Origin of the sequence: uncultured Maribacter sp. (assembly GCF_947500405.1) — a bacterium.
In the GTDB taxonomy this organism is placed as follows: Bacteria; Bacteroidota; Bacteroidia; order Flavobacteriales; family Flavobacteriaceae; genus Maribacter_B.
On sequence record NZ_CANMRY010000001.1, the window covers coordinates 109514 to 125442 of the forward strand.

17 protein-coding genes are annotated in these 15929 nt (G+C 32.0%); 5 read left to right on the plus strand and 12 right to left on the minus strand.

Features of this window, described 5'->3' with window-relative positions; genetic code table 11:
* Window positions 1–25: 25 nt before the first annotated feature.
* Together sucC and Q0945_RS00550 are read right to left on the minus strand one after the other, a co-directional pair.
* Complete coding sequence (gene sucC / locus Q0945_RS00545; RefSeq protein ID WP_298487700.1) at window positions 26–1219, minus strand: ADP-forming succinate--CoA ligase subunit beta; 1194 nt, start codon at window positions 1217–1219, stop codon at window positions 26–28.
* 79 nt (window positions 1220–1298) lie between these two features.
* Window positions 1299–1937 (minus strand): LON peptidase substrate-binding domain-containing protein, encoded by a 639-nt coding sequence (locus Q0945_RS00550; RefSeq protein WP_299429712.1) that lies wholly within the window; start codon window positions 1935–1937, stop codon window positions 1299–1301.
* A gap of 165 nt (window positions 1938–2102) precedes the next feature.
* Between Q0945_RS00550 and lysA the strand changes: the two genes are divergently transcribed.
* Both lysA and Q0945_RS00560 read left to right on the plus strand, forming a co-directional pair.
* Window positions 2103–3353, plus strand: a complete 1251-nt coding sequence (lysA, locus tag Q0945_RS00555) for a diaminopimelate decarboxylase (protein ID WP_299429713.1) — start codon at window positions 2103–2105, stop codon at window positions 3351–3353.
* 203 nt (window positions 3354–3556) lie between these two features.
* Complete coding sequence (locus tag Q0945_RS00560) at window positions 3557–4084, plus strand: DUF255 domain-containing protein (RefSeq protein ID WP_299429715.1); 528 nt, start codon at window positions 3557–3559, stop codon at window positions 4082–4084.
* Window positions 4085–4151: 67 nt separating this feature from the next.
* On the opposite strand, the gene guaB is transcribed toward Q0945_RS00560, so the two are convergent.
* The 8 genes from guaB to Q0945_RS00600 form a co-directional block, all read right to left on the minus strand.
* Window positions 4152–5624, minus strand: coding sequence for an IMP dehydrogenase (gene guaB / locus Q0945_RS00565; RefSeq protein WP_299429717.1), 1473 nt, complete (start codon window positions 5622–5624; stop codon window positions 4152–4154).
* Window positions 5625–5742: 118 nt separating this feature from the next.
* The gene (locus tag Q0945_RS00570) at window positions 5743–6240 is read right to left on the minus strand and encodes a hypothetical protein (protein WP_299429719.1); all 498 of its coding nucleotides are present in this window, start codon (window positions 6238–6240) and stop codon (window positions 5743–5745) included.
* Window positions 6240–6776: an FMN-binding protein gene (locus Q0945_RS00575; RefSeq protein WP_299429722.1), complete on the minus strand. Its 537-nt coding sequence runs from the start codon at window positions 6774–6776 to the stop codon at window positions 6240–6242. The genes Q0945_RS00570 and Q0945_RS00575 overlap by 1 nt, the downstream gene beginning before the upstream one ends.
* 181 nt (window positions 6777–6957) lie before the next feature.
* A complete protein-coding gene (locus Q0945_RS00580) occupies window positions 6958–8139 on the minus strand; it encodes a hypothetical protein (protein ID WP_299429724.1) in 1182 nt (393 codons plus the stop codon).
* 158 nt (window positions 8140–8297) lie between these two features.
* The gene (locus Q0945_RS00585) at window positions 8298–9164 is read right to left on the minus strand and encodes a hydroxymethylglutaryl-CoA lyase (RefSeq protein WP_299429726.1); all 867 of its coding nucleotides are present in this window, start codon (window positions 9162–9164) and stop codon (window positions 8298–8300) included.
* 29 nt (window positions 9165–9193) lie between these two features.
* On the minus strand, window positions 9194–9820 hold the full coding sequence (locus Q0945_RS00590; protein ID WP_299429728.1) for a LysE family translocator: 627 nt from the start codon (window positions 9818–9820) through the stop codon (window positions 9194–9196).
* A gap of 99 nt (window positions 9821–9919) precedes the next feature.
* Window positions 9920–10960, minus strand: coding sequence for a quinone-dependent dihydroorotate dehydrogenase (locus tag Q0945_RS00595; protein WP_299429730.1), 1041 nt, complete (start codon window positions 10958–10960; stop codon window positions 9920–9922).
* An 86-nt stretch (window positions 10961–11046) separates the two neighbouring features.
* Entirely contained in the window at window positions 11047–11487 is a 441-nt protein-coding gene (locus Q0945_RS00600; protein WP_299429732.1) for a Spy/CpxP family protein refolding chaperone, read from the minus strand.
* Window positions 11488–11652: 165 nt separating this feature from the next.
* On the opposite strand from Q0945_RS00600, the gene pepT reads away from it, so the two are divergent.
* The 3 genes from pepT to Q0945_RS00615 all read left to right on the plus strand — a co-directional run bounded on the left by pepT (window position 11653) and on the right by Q0945_RS00615 (window position 15041).
* A complete protein-coding gene (gene pepT / locus Q0945_RS00605; RefSeq protein ID WP_299429735.1) occupies window positions 11653–12879 on the plus strand; it encodes a peptidase T in 1227 nt (408 codons plus the stop codon).
* A gap of 4 nt (window positions 12880–12883) precedes the next feature.
* Complete coding sequence (locus tag Q0945_RS00610) at window positions 12884–13486, plus strand: DUF1801 domain-containing protein (protein ID WP_299429737.1); 603 nt, start codon at window positions 12884–12886, stop codon at window positions 13484–13486.
* Window positions 13487–13580: 94 nt separating this feature from the next.
* Window positions 13581–15041, plus strand: coding sequence for a phospholipase D family protein (locus tag Q0945_RS00615; RefSeq protein WP_299429739.1), 1461 nt, complete (start codon window positions 13581–13583; stop codon window positions 15039–15041).
* Between the two features lie 56 nt (window positions 15042–15097).
* Here Q0945_RS00615 and yajC read toward each other — a convergent pair whose 3' ends face one another.
* Both yajC and Q0945_RS00625 read right to left on the minus strand, forming a co-directional pair.
* On the minus strand, window positions 15098–15391 hold the full coding sequence (yajC, locus tag Q0945_RS00620) for a preprotein translocase subunit YajC (RefSeq protein WP_299429741.1): 294 nt from the start codon (window positions 15389–15391) through the stop codon (window positions 15098–15100).
* A 23-nt stretch (window positions 15392–15414) separates the two neighbouring features.
* Entirely contained in the window at window positions 15415–15891 is a 477-nt protein-coding gene (locus Q0945_RS00625) for a DUF1573 domain-containing protein (protein ID WP_299429743.1), read from the minus strand.
* Between the last annotated feature and the right edge of the window lie 38 nt (window positions 15892–15929).

The following is a 15929-nucleotide window of genomic DNA, read 5'->3' on the forward strand; positions in this document are numbered from 1 at the left end:
CTTTTACAATAAAATGTATGTGTTTTTAGCTTAAAACTGCTTTTACTTTATCTGCTGCTTCTTGGAATTGAACCGCAGATTGCACAGCTAAACCAGAATTATCAATAATCTCTTTAGCCAATTCTGCATTGGTTCCTTGTAAACGAACAATAATTGGAACTTTAATTGCATCTCCCATATTCGTATAAGCATCTACAATACCTTGCGCCACTCTATCACAACGCACAATACCTCCAAAAATATTAATTAGAATAGCTTTAACCTCTGGGTCTTTTAAAATAATTCTAAAAGCTTCCTCTACTCTTTTTGCATCTGCAGTACCACCAACATCTAAAAAGTTAGCTGGCTCACCACCTGCCATTTTAATTAAATCCATTGTAGCCATTGCTAAACCAGCTCCGTTAACCATACAACCAACATTACCATCTAAATCTACATAATTAAGACCTAAAGCACCTGCTTCTACCTCAATAGCATTTTCCTCACGTAAATCACGCATTTCCGCATATTGCTTTCTTCTGTATAGCGCATTATCATCTATAGACACTTTAGCATCTACAGCCATAATTTTATCATCCGATGTTTTTAATACAGGATTAATTTCAAACATACTAGAATCACTTTCTACATATGCTTTATATAATGAAGCCACAAACTTTGTCATTTCTTTAAAAGCTGTACCAGATAAACCTAAGTTAAAAGCTATTTTTCTTGCTTGAAAAGGTAATAAACCTGTTGCAGGGTCAATTTCTTCTGTAAATATTAAATGAGGAGTACTTTCTGCTACCTCTTCAATATCCATACCTCCTTCTGTAGAATACATTATCATGTTTCTACCAGTTCCTCTATTTAAAAGAACAGACATATAAAATTCACTTGTTTCACTATCCCCTGGATAATACACATCCTCAGCTACTAATACTTGATGTACTTTTTTCCCTTCAGCAGATGTTTGCGGAGTAATAAGGTTCATTCCTATTATATTTCCAGCAATTTCTTCTACTTCTTTTAAATTTTTAGCCAGTTTAACACCGCCACCTTTTCCACGACCACCTGCATGAACCTGAGCTTTAATAACATGCCATCCAGTACCTGTTTCTGCAGTTAATTGCTTAGCAGCATCTACTGCTTCTTTTGCATTATGCGCAACAACACCTCTTTGTATGCGTACGCCAAAACTTGCTAATATTTCTTTTCCTTGATATTCGTGAAGATTCATGTATCTAGTTTCTTAATGTTTCTAAGCAAAAATAATAAACCAAATGCATTTACCCTAATGAAAAAAGCATACGAAACCATTAATCCTCAAAACCATCAAAATCTAATGGATCAAAATTTCTAAAATGACCATTTAATTCAATTGTTTTCTTAGTTCTATTCACCTCTTCTAAAACAGCTATCGTTTGTAATAAATGATTTTTTAGAAAAATTAATCTATCCTGCTCTTTCACAATTTGCAAGAGTTTATACTCTTGCTTAAAAGACAATCCTATTTTATGCGCTAGCATATAACTGTTAAATTTTGAAATTGCTATTGGCGTAAATGCAGCACCCATTAAAGAGTATAACTCCTTTATTCCCTTCAGAACTTCTTTTTTCAACTTCTCCTCTGCAACATAATCTATCTCTAAAAAAGTAACTTTACCACTAGGGTACAACTTTCCATTTGTTTGTCTATTAAAATCTTCCACAACAAAAACTTGTCTAGCAATACAAACAACATCCATTTCACCACCCTCATAACTAGTAACAACCTCCACCAACTGCGCTTCTATACCATAGTTAATTTGACCATCAAAAAAGACAGGAATACCAAATGTTATCGCCTCATTCCTACAATCATTTATTAACTCTTTATATCGATCCTCAAATACATGAAGAGGAACGGTCTCTCCAGGAAAAAAAATAGATTGTAAAGGGAACATAGGTAAAATCATAGTACTTTTTTAATTAAAGATAAGACCAAAATTAGCTGTTTACAAATATAACAGATGTAAATCGTGTTGCAAATATCACAAATTGTTGCATTTCTAAAATTAGACGCTACTTTTTTTGTGGGTACAGAATTAGTATTCTAAATTTGTTTAAAATTATGACTAATTATGAAGCATTCTGATTTGCTTAAAATCGCTAAAAAGTTTGGCGACCCTGTATATGTTTATGATTCTGAAAAGATAATTTCTCAATTTCAGAGATTAACAAACGCATTTAAAGGAGTAAAAAAACTTAAATTAAATTACGCTTGTAAAGCACTATCTAACATAACTATACTAAGACTTATGAATAGCTTAGGTAGTGGTTTAGATACTGTTTCTATCCAAGAAGTACAACTAGGTTTATTAGCTGGCTTTAAACCAGAGTCTATTATATTTACTCCTAACGGTGTCTCTTTAGAAGAAATTGAAGAAGCAGCAAAATTAGGAGTACGTATTAATATAGACAACCTATCTATATTAGAACAGTTTGGAAGTAAACACCCAACTATTCCTGTATGTATTCGTATAAACCCACATGTTATGGCTGGCGGAAATTCTAATATTTCTGTAGGCCATATAGATTCTAAATTTGGAATAAGTATACATCAAATACCTCATTTATTGCGTATTGTTGAGCTTACCAAAATGAATATTAATGGTATACACATGCATACTGGAAGTGATATTCTAGATATTGATGTTTTCCTTTACGCTTCTGAAATACTTTTTGAAACTGCTAAAAACTTTAAAAATTTAGATTTTATAGATTTTGGCAGCGGATTTAAAGTTCCTTATAAAGAAGCTGATATTGAAACCAATATTGAAGAACTTGGAAAAAAACTAAGTACACGTTTTAATGAGTTCTGTAAAGAATATGGCAAAGAATTAACGCTTGCTTTTGAACCTGGTAAATTTTTAGTGAGTGAGGCTGGTTCTTTTTTAGCAAAAGTAAATGTTGTTAAACAAACAACTTCTACAGTTTTTGCGAGTATAGATTCTGGTTTTAATCATTTAATACGCCCTATGCTTTATGGTTCTTACCATAAAATACAGAACATTTCTAATCCAGAAGGAAGAGAACGCTACTATTCTGTTGTAGGTTACATTTGCGAAACAGACACTTTTGCAAGTAACCGAAGAATAAACGAAATAGCAGAAGGAGATATTCTACAATTTAAAAATGCTGGTGCCTATTGTTTTACAATGGCTAGCAATTATAATTCTAGATTTAGGCCTCCAGAGGTATTATGGCACAAAGGAAAAGCTATATTAATTAGAGAAAGAGAAACGTTTGATGATTTAATACGCAATCAAGTAGATGCATCAGATTTATTTCCTAGCGCTAAAGAAGACAAGAAATTAACCACCCAACCATAACCAAAGTTAAAAAGGAGAGCCATTTGCTCTCCTTTTTATTTTAAATCATTTAATAACTATTAACCTATTTCAGCACGCTCCAACCATAACATTAAATAGTAAAAACTGTTACATATTAGGTTCTTAAACACGGAAAATAAAATATTAAATCTATATTTTCGTTAGTTTTACATTACTATTAAGACAAATAGATAAAAATTGTTATGAATACAAAAAGTCCATTAAAATATATACTTATTGCTATTATTACTTTACTTAGCACATCAATTTCTGCTCAAGAAGTTACATGGTTAACTTGGAATGAAGCCGCTGAGTTAGCAAAAACAGAAGAAAATCCTAAGAAAATATTTATTGATGTTTATACAGATTGGTGTGGTTGGTGCAAGAAAATGGATAAAGACACGTTCCAAAATGCCGAGGTTGCTGCATACATGACCGAAAAATATTATATGGTAAAGTTAGATGGTGAAGGAAAAGAACCAATAGAGTTTAAAGGGAAAACTTTTAAATTTGTACCAAGTGGAAGAAATGGTTATCATGAATTTGCTGCAGCTTTAATGCAAGGAAAAATGAGCTACCCTACTACCATATTCTTAGATGAAAAAATGAATATGCTTTCTCCTGTTCCTGGATATCAAAAACCAGAACCTTTTTTAAAAATTGCTAAATATTTTGGGGAGGACACACATAAAGAGAAAAATTGGAAAGCCTACGAGGAAGAAGGAAAATAAAATCGAAATTTAATTTCATAAAAAAGAGCTGTTAAATTACAGCTCTTTTTTATACCCAATAATAATTTTATCTACTATAATTAGGAGACTCTTTAGTTATTGTCACATCATGCGGGTGGCTTTCATTAATACCACTAGCAGTTATTTTCACAAATCTTCCAGTCTCTTTAAGAGTTTCTATATCCTTTGCTCCACAATATCCCATACCAGCTTTTAAACCTCCAACAAACTGATGTATACTTTCATACAATTCTCCTTTATATGGTACACGTCCTACAATACCTTCTGGTACTAATTTTTTAATATCATCTTCTACATCTTGGAAATAACGATCTTTAGAACCTTGTTTCATAGCTTCTACAGAACCCATTCCTCTATACGACTTAAACTTACGCCCTTCATATATAATAGTTTCTCCCGGAGATTCTTTCGTTCCTGCCAAAAGAGAACCTAACATTACGGTATCTGCTCCTGCTGCAATTGCTTTTGGAATATCTCCTGTATAACGAATACCACCATCTGCAATAACTGGCACACCAGAACCTTTTAATGCCGAAGCAACTTCTAATACTGCTGAGAATTGAGGAAAACCAACTCCTGCAACTACTCTTGTTGTACATATAGAACCTGGACCAATACCAACTTTAACAGCATCTGCACCAGCATCTGCTAAATACTTTGCTGCTTCTGCCGTAGCAATATTACCAACAATAACCTCTAACTCAGGAAATTTACTTTTAACTTCTTTTAAAACAGCAACCACCCCTTTGGTATGTCCATGAGCCGTATCTATCACCACTGCATCTACCCCCGCATTTACTAAAGCTTCTGCCCTATCTACAGCATCTGCAGTTACTCCTAAAGCTGCAGCTACTCGTAGCCTACCATATTTATCTTTATTAGCAATTGGCTTCTGGGTTAGCTTAGTTATATCTCTAAATGTAATTAAACCTACTAGTTTATTATTCTTATCTACTACAGGTAGTTTTTCTATCTTTTTCTCTTGAAGAATACCTTCGGCTTGCTCTAAAGAAGTGCCTTCTGCTACAGTAACCAAATTAGTAGAAGTCATAACCTCAGCAATTGGCCTATTGTTATTTTTTTCGAATCTTAAATCTCTATTGGTAACTATCCCAATTAATTTACCTTCATCATCCACTATTGGAATACCACCAATACTGTGTTCTTTCATATTTGCTTTTGCATCACTCACAAAAGAATTTAATGGTAACGTTACTGGATCTATAATCATTCCGCTTTCCGCACGCTTAACTTTACGCACTTTCATAGCTTGCTGCTCTATGGTCATGTTTTTATGCAAAACACCTATACCACCTTCTTGCGCCATTGCAATTGCCATTCTAGATTCTGTAACCGTATCCATGGCCGCAGAAATAATAGGAACGTTTATAGTTATATTTCTTGTAAGTTTTGTCTTGATGCTTACTTCTCTTGGAAGAACTTCGGAATAAGCAGGAACTAAGAGTACGTCATCATAAGTAAGACCTTCTCCAACAATTTTATTGAGGTGTGCTTGCATAGCAATTATAGATTTAATTGCAGGCAAATATAGTCATTTTTATTGTACGTTTAGGAAATATAATTAAGTAGTTCTTTAAGCTATTATTCCTATTTTATTAATTACAAAAATTATAAAACTATTTATTGATTTTTGTAAAAGCTAATTGATAAAGTACCAATAAAGAAGAAACAGTAAAAGTGACTGTCATTAAAATTCCAGATAATATCACAATGTACTTCATCCATAAGACACCTGTCCAAAGTAAATAGATACCTCCAAAAGTTAGTATTACAGATACAAATGGTTCTACGGTTAAAAACAGCTTTATCTTTTTAGGCAATTTAGTTAACCACACTAATATTCCTAAAAGAAAAAATATAAATGACATGGAAAGAATGTGTGTGTGAATGATAGTTAACATTTCTCTTTCACCCTTATGAAATTTCATTACTTCAGCATTTTCATCCTCTTCATTTCCTAAATAATTTTCTTGAATTCCTGCTGGAGATGCAGTACTGGTTTGGTTTACAAATAATAAACCTGTAAAAAAGCCCGCTGAGAGAATTAAAACAAAGGCCGATATAAATATTTTTATTTCCTTTGGAAATGTAGTAAGCAAACCATTGTACACCATTACAATTGGTTATTTTCTTGAAGAATTCCTATTGTTTGAAGTAGGTTATCCATTGATTTTGTCATTGAACGCACAGAAATTGTTGCTCCAGAAATAGCATCAATATTCGTTTTTATATCTACTCTATCAGACCCTGTTTTTCCTAAAAATTGTTTTAACCACCTCTTACTTCCTATCTCACCACCATATTCTTCTCTATAAATTAATACTTTAGAGTGTATTACTTTTAGATCCTTATCAAAAAGCACCAAATAATCAAACTGAGCAGTTTTACTGTTAGCCTTATCTGTAAAAGCATACCCTAAAAGGTTTGCTCCATCCATAAGTTTAAATAGGTTATCAGTTGTAATTTTAGAAGGCAATTGCGCATTTACACTTTCTGAAACGCTTACTGATTCCATAGAAAACGTACTAACTTCAAAAACGTTCATTACCTCTTTTTGTACTTTTTTATGAATGGATTTTGGCAATCCAAACCCAAAAAGGAAAAAAGTAAGCAACAATAAAAGACCTGTAATTTGGTTTCTAAGTATCATAGTGTAAAATTACTAATTTAGAATCATTTTTAATAATAAAATTTATTGATTTTATTGGATTACTGTAAACAATTATATTACCAATTTAACAAACCCGAATATGCAACCTAATATTTATTACAAAACTCTTGTTTTTTTAAATCCCCTCCCTTTTTTAAGGAAGAGGATTATTATTTATAATTTAGAACCAAACTCCTACTCCAAAATTTAGTCTGTTTTTTACACCATCATTACCATCAGCTTTATTTTTCCTAAACTGATAATCCCCTTTTACAACTACTCCAGGAGCAATATGATAGGTTAAGCCTGTTGTAAGATCTGTTCTGTTATATGCTTCATTTTCAACCAAAGCTCCATCTGTATTAGCATGGGTATCATACTTTTCATAACGAGCAAAAGCAAATAATTTTTGCATTTTATTTGTTGGTAATAAATTATAAGCTCCTTCTACATACCAACCTTGTAATGCACTTCCTAAATCTTTCCCTGTTGCAGTGTTATATGCTTCTGTATCCGATAATGATGCGTGTATAAATTGTCCACGTGCTGTAAAACGTTGGTACGCATATCTAGCATCTAATCCCAACATTGCTATACCAATATTAGCTCCATCTATCTCTTCTACATCATCAGCAGCCTGTGTTTTACCAAAATAAGTAGAAAACCCTAATCTTAATCCTGGAATGCCATAATAATCTAACTTTGTAGATAACGTTGGACTATCTACTGTAGATTGTATTGCTTTTTGCCTTCCTCCACGTAAACCGTTAGAACCTTTTAGCACTCCTGACAAGCCTCCTTCGCCATCACTAAATGTAGACTTAAAACCATTAAACACATAGGCTTGGTATCCTAAAGAAATATCATTAAATTTCCCAGAAACCCCAATACCTATTTCTCTCCAAGTAGTTGGTACTATTACGTTATCCATTGTTGGTCGTTCTGTACCATTAAAGGTAGTTGGCTCATGAAACTCATTCACAATTCCCATAGGCACTAACATTAAACCACCTCTTAAGTTTACATTATTGGCTACATTATAATTTACAAAAGCCTGCTCCACAAAAACTTCATTTACATGCTCTAATTCAACTTCTGTTACAAACTGGGTTTTATCATTAAAACGATAACCAAATAAAAGTACCATACGTTGTACATCTAGCTCTCCATTATCACCTTCTGGCTGGTTGTATAACATTTCAGCATAAGCACCTACAGTAACTGCTGATGCATAATTACCAGATAATAATCGTTGTGCTGCATTTATTTGTTTTTGCGGATTTAAGGTTATAGAATCTGTTGCAGTTTGCGCTGTTACGGTTAACGCAAAAAGTAAACCAAAAAGTAATGCTATTTTTTTCATTTGAATAATTACTATGTTTATTTAGACTTGTTTTAAATAATTTACGCAAAAATAAACCCAAAAATGGAATACACAAACTTTATTTGTAATAAATCTAAATAAACTTAATATTTTTTAATGAAAAGAATTATAACAACATATAGACCAACACAATAGAGTTAATGGTATGCTGAAAAAAGTTCTGAAGCTTTATTATAAGCCGCTTCAAAAACCATCCAATTTACGTTAGTTTCAACTTTCTCTGAAGTAAAATAAGAAAGTACTTTTTCTGTTGGCATATTCCCAGTAAGCTCATCTTTAGCCATTGGGCACCCACCAAAGCCTTGTATTGCTCCATCAAACCTACGACAACCTGCTTGGTATGCTGCGTTTACTTTCTCATGCCATTTTGTAGGCGTTGTATGTAAGTGTGCACCAAACTCTATGTTTGGATATTTAGGAATTAGATTAGAAAATAAATAATCTATAGTTTCCGCATTTGAGGTTCCTACCGTATCTGAAAGCGATAAAATTTTAACGCCCATATTAGCTAACTTCTCAGTCCACTCTCCAACTATATCTACATTCCAAGGATCACCATAAGGGTTTCCAAAACCCATAGATATATAGGTTACCACTTCTTTATTAGAAGCATCTGCTATATTTAATATTTCTTGCAGTATTTCTACAGACTGTGAAATTGTTTTATGCGTATTACGCATTTGAAAGTTTTCTGAAATAGAAAAAGGATATCCTAAATATTGTATTTCTTTATGTTCCGATGCATCTTGCGCTCCACGAACATTTGCTACAATAGATAATAGTTTACTTTCTGTTTTGGATAAATCTAAATTAGCTAAAACCTCAGCAGTATCAACCATTTGGGGTATTGCTCTTGGCGAAACAAAACTTCCAAAGTCTAGCGTATCAAAACCACAACCTAATAAAGATTGAATGTATTTTACTTTTTTATTGGTTGGAATAAAAGTTTTGATGCCTTGCATAGCATCTCTAGGGCATTCTATTATTTTAACAGATGTAGACATTCTTTAATTTAATGGGTATAAATTTACTATTATTTATCCGAAGAAAATAGAAATATTGCAATTCCGACAAACACAATAATTTGCAACCATTTAAAAAAAGAACCCATTTTCTGATTTTTTGAAAAAAAATCAGAAATAAAACCTGATAAAATTACGATTATGCTAAAAATAACAAAAGAGACAAACATAAACAAAAACCCTAGAACATAAAACTGAACTACAGTATTTAGCTCTTTACTAAACAAGAATCCTGGAAAAAAAGCTAGAAAAAAAATGGTGACTTTAGGGTTTAACACGTTCATTACAAACCCCTGTTTAAACAGCTGCCAAGTACTCCTCTTCGCCACCTCTTCTCCAGACAAATTAATCACATCTTTACTACTATATACCTTATATGCTAAATAGATTAAATAACTAGCTCCGCATAACTTTATAATAAAAAAAATGTTCTCGTTATTTTTAATAATTGCAGATACTCCAAAAGCTAGTAGTGTCGTATGTATTATGCAGCCAGAAATAAGCCCCATAACTGTAGCCATACCGTATTTTCTTCCATTTGTAATACTCTGCATTAGCACATAAATATTATCTGGCCCTGGAGAAATAGCCAAAACAGAAGTTGCCGCTACAAAAGCAAACAAAATTTCTACATTCAATTTTGATACATTATAGTTTATACTTTTTTTAAGCGTATAAGAGAAAAACTATTTTTCATGAAACCTCTAAGGAATCTTATGCTAAAAAACACTGAAATATTAGATATTTCTCTCTAAAATAGCCTTATTAATTTTCTTAACTAATGCTGGACCTTCATAAACAAAGCCTGTCCAAACTTGAATTAGGTCTGCTCCTGCTTCAAGCTTCTCTATAGCGTCTTCTGCAGAGTTAATACCACCAACTCCAATTATAGGAAATGCCTTATTACTCTTTTCGGACAAAAAACGGATTACTTCTGTACTTCTATCTTTAAGCGGTTTCCCACTTAAACCTCCTTTTTCTTCCGTTTCCACTAAGCTAGATTTTAAATCTTTTCTTTCTATAGTAGTATTGGTAGCTATTATTCCATCAATCTTAGTTTCTGCTACAATAGTAATAATATCTAATAACTGTGCATCTGTAAGATCTGGTGCTATTTTTAAAAGTATTGGTTTATTTTCACCATCTCTTTTAACCGTATACTTTTTGTTCTGAGTTTTTAACTCTTTTAATAAAGCTGTTAACGGTTCTTTATCTTGTAATTCTCTTAAACCTGGTGTATTAGGAGAACTTACATTTACAACAAAGTAATCTACATGATCAAAAAGAGCATCAAAACACACCAAATAATCTTTTATTGCATCTTCATTTGGCGTTATTTTATTTTTCCCAATATTACCTCCAATAAGCACATTATGCTTCTTTTTTAATTTTTCTACGGCTTCAAAAACACCTTTATTGTTAAACCCCATACGGTTAATAATAGCCTTATCTGCCTTTAATCTAAAAAGTCTTTTCTTAGGATTACCATCTTGGGGTTTTGGCGTTAAAGTTCCTATTTCTACAAAACCAAAACCAAAGTTTGCCAATTCATTATATAAAACAGCATTCTTATCAAAACCAGCTGCAAGCCCTACTGGATTATCAAATTTTAATCCAAATACCTCGCGTTCTAAACGCTTGTCTTTAACAACAAAAAGTAACCTAAATAGTCCGGACATTCCAATTTTTGAAGCAAACTTTATTAGTTTAAAACTAATATGATGAACTCTTTCTGGATCTAATAAAAAAAATAATGGACGTATTAAAATCTTATACATGATGTAAGGGAAAAATTTTGACAAAAGTACAAACTCAATTTGAGTATTATCTTCTTCTAGTTCTGTTTTTTAAAAGAACTTTTAAATTATTTTGGAGCAATACTATCTCTATAAACTACTGGTGTTATTACAAAGGGTTTTCTATACGCTTCTTTACACAATGCTATATAACGATTATATTGTTTTTCGTTAAAACTTTCTAACAATTTAAGATCTGTTTCCTCTGCTTTATCTGCTAATTTATTTTTGAGTGCTATATATTTATTTCCTAAAAGTTGTAATTCCTGTGGCGTACTCTGCGGATGATCTGCTAACAACTTTTCTATTTCTTCCTCCAAAGATTTTGCCTCTATACTATAAGCCGCTTTTATATCCTCAAGCTTATTTTTTTGGATTGTATTTAACTGAAAAACAGATACAATAGTTTCTACATTACCGCCCCCTACATTCAAGGTGCAATCTTGCGAAAAACTAACAAAACAGGAAAAAACAAATACTACAACACTATTATATTTAATATTCTTCATTTATTTACATTTTTACTAAAACCCTCTCCTAATAAGTGATTAAAATTTACGATAAAAGTACTTTTTTAGCTGTACTAATAAAAGTGATAATAAACTTACTTTTAACACACTACAATATTATAATTTATACATTAGAAACCCTATTTTTGAATAAAAATTATAGTAATGCAGCATCTTATTAATCGGTTTTTAAGTTACGTAAAAATTGACACCCAAAGTAATCCTGAATCTAAAACCACTCCTAGTACTGAGAAACAATGGAACTTAGCTCTAGAATTAGTAAATGAGCTAAAAAGTATTGGTTTAGAAGATGTTACTATAGATAACCATGCATATATTATGGCAACCTTGCCAAGTAATATAGACAAAGAAGTACCTACCATTGGTTTTATTGCTCATTTTGATACTACTCCAGATTTTTCTGGAACCAATGTTAAACCTCAAATTATAAAAAATTATGATGGAAAAGACATTGTATTAAATGTTGACAAAAACATAATTTTATCTCCAGATTATTTTGAAGATTTACTTTTATACAAAGGGCAAACACTAATTACTACAGATGGCACTACCCTTTTAGGCGCGGATGACAAAGCTGGTATTGCAGAAATTGTTACTGCTATGGAATACCTTATTAAACATCCAGAAATTAAACACGGTAAAATTAGAATTGCTTTTACTCCTGATGAAGAAATTGGAAGAGGTGCTCATAAATTTGATGTAGAAAAATTTGGAGCAAAATGGGCTTATACCATGGACGGTAGTCAAATTGGTGAGTTAGAGTACGAAAATTTTAATGCCGCTGGAGCAAAAGTAACCGTTACCGGAAAAAGTGTGCACCCAGGATATGCTAAAGGAAAAATGGTAAATGCAATAAACATTGCCAATGAATTTATGTCTATTTTACCTATGGAAGAAACTCCAGAGCATACTACTAAAAGAGAAGGCTTTTTTCATGTACACCACATGCAAGGAGAAATAGAGCAAGCTACTTTTGAACTAATTATTAGAGACCATGACAGGGAAAAGTTTGAAGAACGCAAACAGCTACTATTAAAAATAACCGAAAAATTAAATTCTATCCATGGAAATTGCATAACTATAGATATTAAAGATCAATATTATAATATGCGCGAAAAAATAGAACCTGTAATGTATGTGGTAGAAATTGCTAAAAGAGCAATGGAATCTATAGGAATTACTCCTATTATAAAACCTATTAGAGGAGGCACAGATGGTTCTCAACTTAGCTACATGGGACTTCCTTGTCCTAATATTTTTGCTGGAGGACATAATTTTCATGGTAAATATGAATATGTTCCTGCAGAAAGCATGGTACAAGCAGTTGGAGTTATCGTAAAAATTGCCGAAATTACTGCTGCTAAAGCGTAATATTATGGAAACTTCTGAAAAGCTAGAAAAGTATTTTTCTGAAGAACACACTTTTAAAAAAGAAATAGCAATACTCCGAAAACTAATCTTATCTACAGATTTAGAAGAAACTTTTAAATGGAGTGTTCCAACCTATACCATAAAAAACAAAAACGTTTTATCCCTTGGTAAATTTAAAAACCACTATGGCATCTGGTTCTTTAATGGGGTATTTTTAAAAGACCCAAACAAGGTTTTACGAAACGCTCAAGAAGGTAAAACAAAAGCTATGCGCCAATGGAAGCTTACAGTAGGAGATAAAATAAATACCAAGATGGTATTAGACTATTGCATGGAAGCCATAGAAAATGAAAAAAAAGGCCTAAAAATTTCTACCGTAAAAAAGAAAGCTTCTCCCTTAAAAATTCCTTCTTTATTATCTAAAGTTTTAAAAGATAATAGTAACCTAAATAAAGCGTTCAGAAAATTATCACCGTATAAACAAAAAGAATATACAGAATACATAATGCTAGCTAAACAAGAAAAAACAAAAATAGCAAGGTTAGAAAAAATCATCCCCTTAATAGAAAAAGGTATTGGCATAAACGATAAATACCGTAATTGCTAACTTTTAAGCTTTTCAAAAAATAAAAATGATTAAAAAGCTCTTTTTTTTACTTTTAACACTATTATTAATTCTCTCCTGTAAAGAAGAAAAAATAATGACAAAGACCTCTAGTAATTGCCAAAATATAAAAAGAGATACTACCATTTCTCTTTCTGCAGCTTTAAAAGAAGTTAAACCTTTAATGCAAGATAAAACAGGGGTTTATGTTTTAGAAGATGGCGGAACCGCCATGGTAACCAGAGCTTGGCTATGTGAGTATGCAGAAAAGAGCATAGATATACAGTACTTTATTTTCTCTACAGATAATATAGGTTTAATTGCGTGCGATTATCTTGTACGTGCAGCAGACAAAGGCGTAAAAGTTCGTTTATTAATAGACGATATTATGGTAGATGGCGGTTTTAAGGATATTCTTTCTCTTAATGCGCATGAAAATATAGAAATTAGAATTTACAACCCTGGAGTAAATCTTGGAAAAAACATTTTTCAAAAAATAGGAAAATTCGCTACAGACTTTAGGTCTGCTAACCAACGCATGCACAACAAAACTTTTGTTGTTGATGAGCAAGTTGTAATTACTGGCGGTCGTAACATTGCTGATGAATATTTTGATTATGACCATGAATATAATTTTAGAGACCGAGATGTTTTATTATTAGGAAAAGAAACAAAACAGGTAAATACGTCTTTTCAACAATTTTGGAATAGTTATTTAAGTGTACCTGCTACAGAATTAACAAATACATTACCAAAGGAAATTAAGGATAAAGACCGATTTTCTAAATTACATGAATACGCCTGTAATCCTGAAAATTTTTGGCCTCAAGTACGCGAAAAAATTCAAAATTTACCTCAGGTATTTAATTCTTTAAAAGAATCGGATAAGCTAGTTTGGACAGATTCTGTTTCTTTTGTTTCTGATTTTCCAGGGAAAAATGATGGCGAGAGTGGCTTAGGAGGAGGTGGCATTACTACCAGCAAACTTTTAAAATTAGTAAAAAGCGCAAAAAAAAGTATAGAAATACAAACTCCTTATTTAATTACTTCCGAACTGGGAAAAAATCTTTTTAAAGAAGTTGTAGAACGTGGTGTTAAAGTTAGAATCTTAACCAACAGTTTAGCATCTACAGATAATGTAGAAGCCTTTAGTAGTTACCAAACAGACCGTGAGCCATTATTAAAAACAGGGATAAAAATATATGAATTTAAACCAGATGCTGCAGAACAAACAAAAATAATGACAGGTGCTCTCCAAGAGAAATTAGAGTATAAACCTACCTTTGGATTACATGCAAAATCTATGGTCATAGATGGTAAAACAACAGTTATTGGCACTTTTAATTTAGACCCTAGAAGCGCTAATTTAAACACAGAGTGCATAACAATAATAAACTCTAAAGAAATAACAAAATTTGTTTTAGAAGGTATGGAAGAAGAGTTTAAACCAGAAAACTCCTGGCATATTACATTAGATTACAATCCGGATAGTGAAGTTAGCAACTACAAACGTTTAAAAACTTGGACACGTAAAATACTACCTAAAGATATTTTATAAATAAAAAGACCAGCAGTATTGCTGGTCTTTTAAATTATTTAAAAAATAATAAAGTCTTACTTTTTCTCTGAAGCTGGAGCATTCAACTTTTTACTCATTTCCATTGAAATTGCAGAACGATCAAATTTTAATTTTCCTGCCATGGTTTCAATAACGCAAGAAGCATCCTTATCATTTAAATCTATTACTTTTCCGTGTAGACCACTTTTAGTAACAATACGATCTCCTCTTTTTAATTGTTCTCCAAATTTGCGTTCATCTTTTTGCCTTTTCATTTGTGGTCGTATCATAAAAAAATATGCGACTACAAAAATTAAAATCATTGGCAAAAACTGTCCAATATCACCCATGTTATTTATTTAAAATTAATTATTTAGTTAGCAGTTGGCCCAACAGGAGTTGCTCCTTTAGGGTTTACAAATGCTTTAATACGTAACGTCTCAGACTTTTTTGCTGTATTAGCAGTTACCGTAATTGTTTTAGTTATTTGGTTTTGTCCAGACCCGTTAAACTTAACTAACATTTCTCCAGACTCTCCCGGAGCAATTGGTGTATTCTTTGGGTATTCTGGAATAGTACAACCACAACTACTTTTAGCATCTGTTAAAATTAATGGCCCTGTTCCAGTATTTGTAAAGGTAAATACAGTCTCTTGCGGGGTACCTTGTGTAATAGTACCAAAGTCATGCTCCGATTTATTAAAAGACATTATAGGTAAAGCTTTTGATGCTTCGTCTCTTTCTGCGGCTACAGCTACATTTTCTGTTTTTATTTTACTAGAAGCTTTTTCTTTGCACGACACAAATGTAAATGCAGAAAATAAAGCGGTCATTAAAAGAATTCTTTTCATTATTGTTGTTTTTTATTTATTACAAAATTAAAAAAAAA

Bases quoted from the DNA above. Each gene is read 5' to 3' on its own strand.
- sucC (WP_298487700.1), bottom strand. From the start codon at position 1,219: ATGAATCTTCACGAATATCAAGGAAAAGAAATATTAGCAAGTTTTGGC.
- Q0945_RS00550 (WP_299429712.1), bottom strand. From the start codon at position 1,937: ATGATTTTACCTATGTTCCCTTTACAATCTATTTTTTTTCCTGGAGAG.
- lysA (WP_299429713.1), top strand. From the start codon at position 2,103: ATGAAGCATTCTGATTTGCTTAAAATCGCTAAAAAGTTTGGCGACCCT.
- Q0945_RS00560 (WP_299429715.1), top strand. From the start codon at position 3,557: ATGAATACAAAAAGTCCATTAAAATATATACTTATTGCTATTATTACT.
- guaB (WP_299429717.1), bottom strand. From the start codon at position 5,624: ATGCAAGCACACCTCAATAAAATTGTTGGAGAAGGTCTTACTTATGAT.
- Q0945_RS00570 (WP_299429719.1), bottom strand. From the start codon at position 6,240: ATGGTGTACAATGGTTTGCTTACTACATTTCCAAAGGAAATAAAAATA.
- Q0945_RS00575 (WP_299429722.1), bottom strand. From the start codon at position 6,776: ATGATACTTAGAAACCAAATTACAGGTCTTTTATTGTTGCTTACTTTT.
- Q0945_RS00580 (WP_299429724.1), bottom strand. From the start codon at position 8,139: ATGAAAAAAATAGCATTACTTTTTGGTTTACTTTTTGCGTTAACCGTA.
- Q0945_RS00585 (WP_299429726.1), bottom strand. From the start codon at position 9,164: ATGTCTACATCTGTTAAAATAATAGAATGCCCTAGAGATGCTATGCAA.
- Q0945_RS00595 (WP_299429730.1), bottom strand. From the start codon at position 10,960: ATGTATAAGATTTTAATACGTCCATTATTTTTTTTATTAGATCCAGAA.
- Q0945_RS00600 (WP_299429732.1), bottom strand. From the start codon at position 11,487: ATGAAGAATATTAAATATAATAGTGTTGTAGTATTTGTTTTTTCCTGT.
- pepT (WP_299429735.1), top strand. From the start codon at position 11,653: ATGCAGCATCTTATTAATCGGTTTTTAAGTTACGTAAAAATTGACACC.
- Q0945_RS00610 (WP_299429737.1), top strand. From the start codon at position 12,884: ATGGAAACTTCTGAAAAGCTAGAAAAGTATTTTTCTGAAGAACACACT.
- Q0945_RS00615 (WP_299429739.1), top strand. From the start codon at position 13,581: ATGACAAAGACCTCTAGTAATTGCCAAAATATAAAAAGAGATACTACC.
- yajC (WP_299429741.1), bottom strand. From the start codon at position 15,391: ATGGGTGATATTGGACAGTTTTTGCCAATGATTTTAATTTTTGTAGTC.
- Q0945_RS00625 (WP_299429743.1), bottom strand. From the start codon at position 15,891: ATGAAAAGAATTCTTTTAATGACCGCTTTATTTTCTGCATTTACATTT.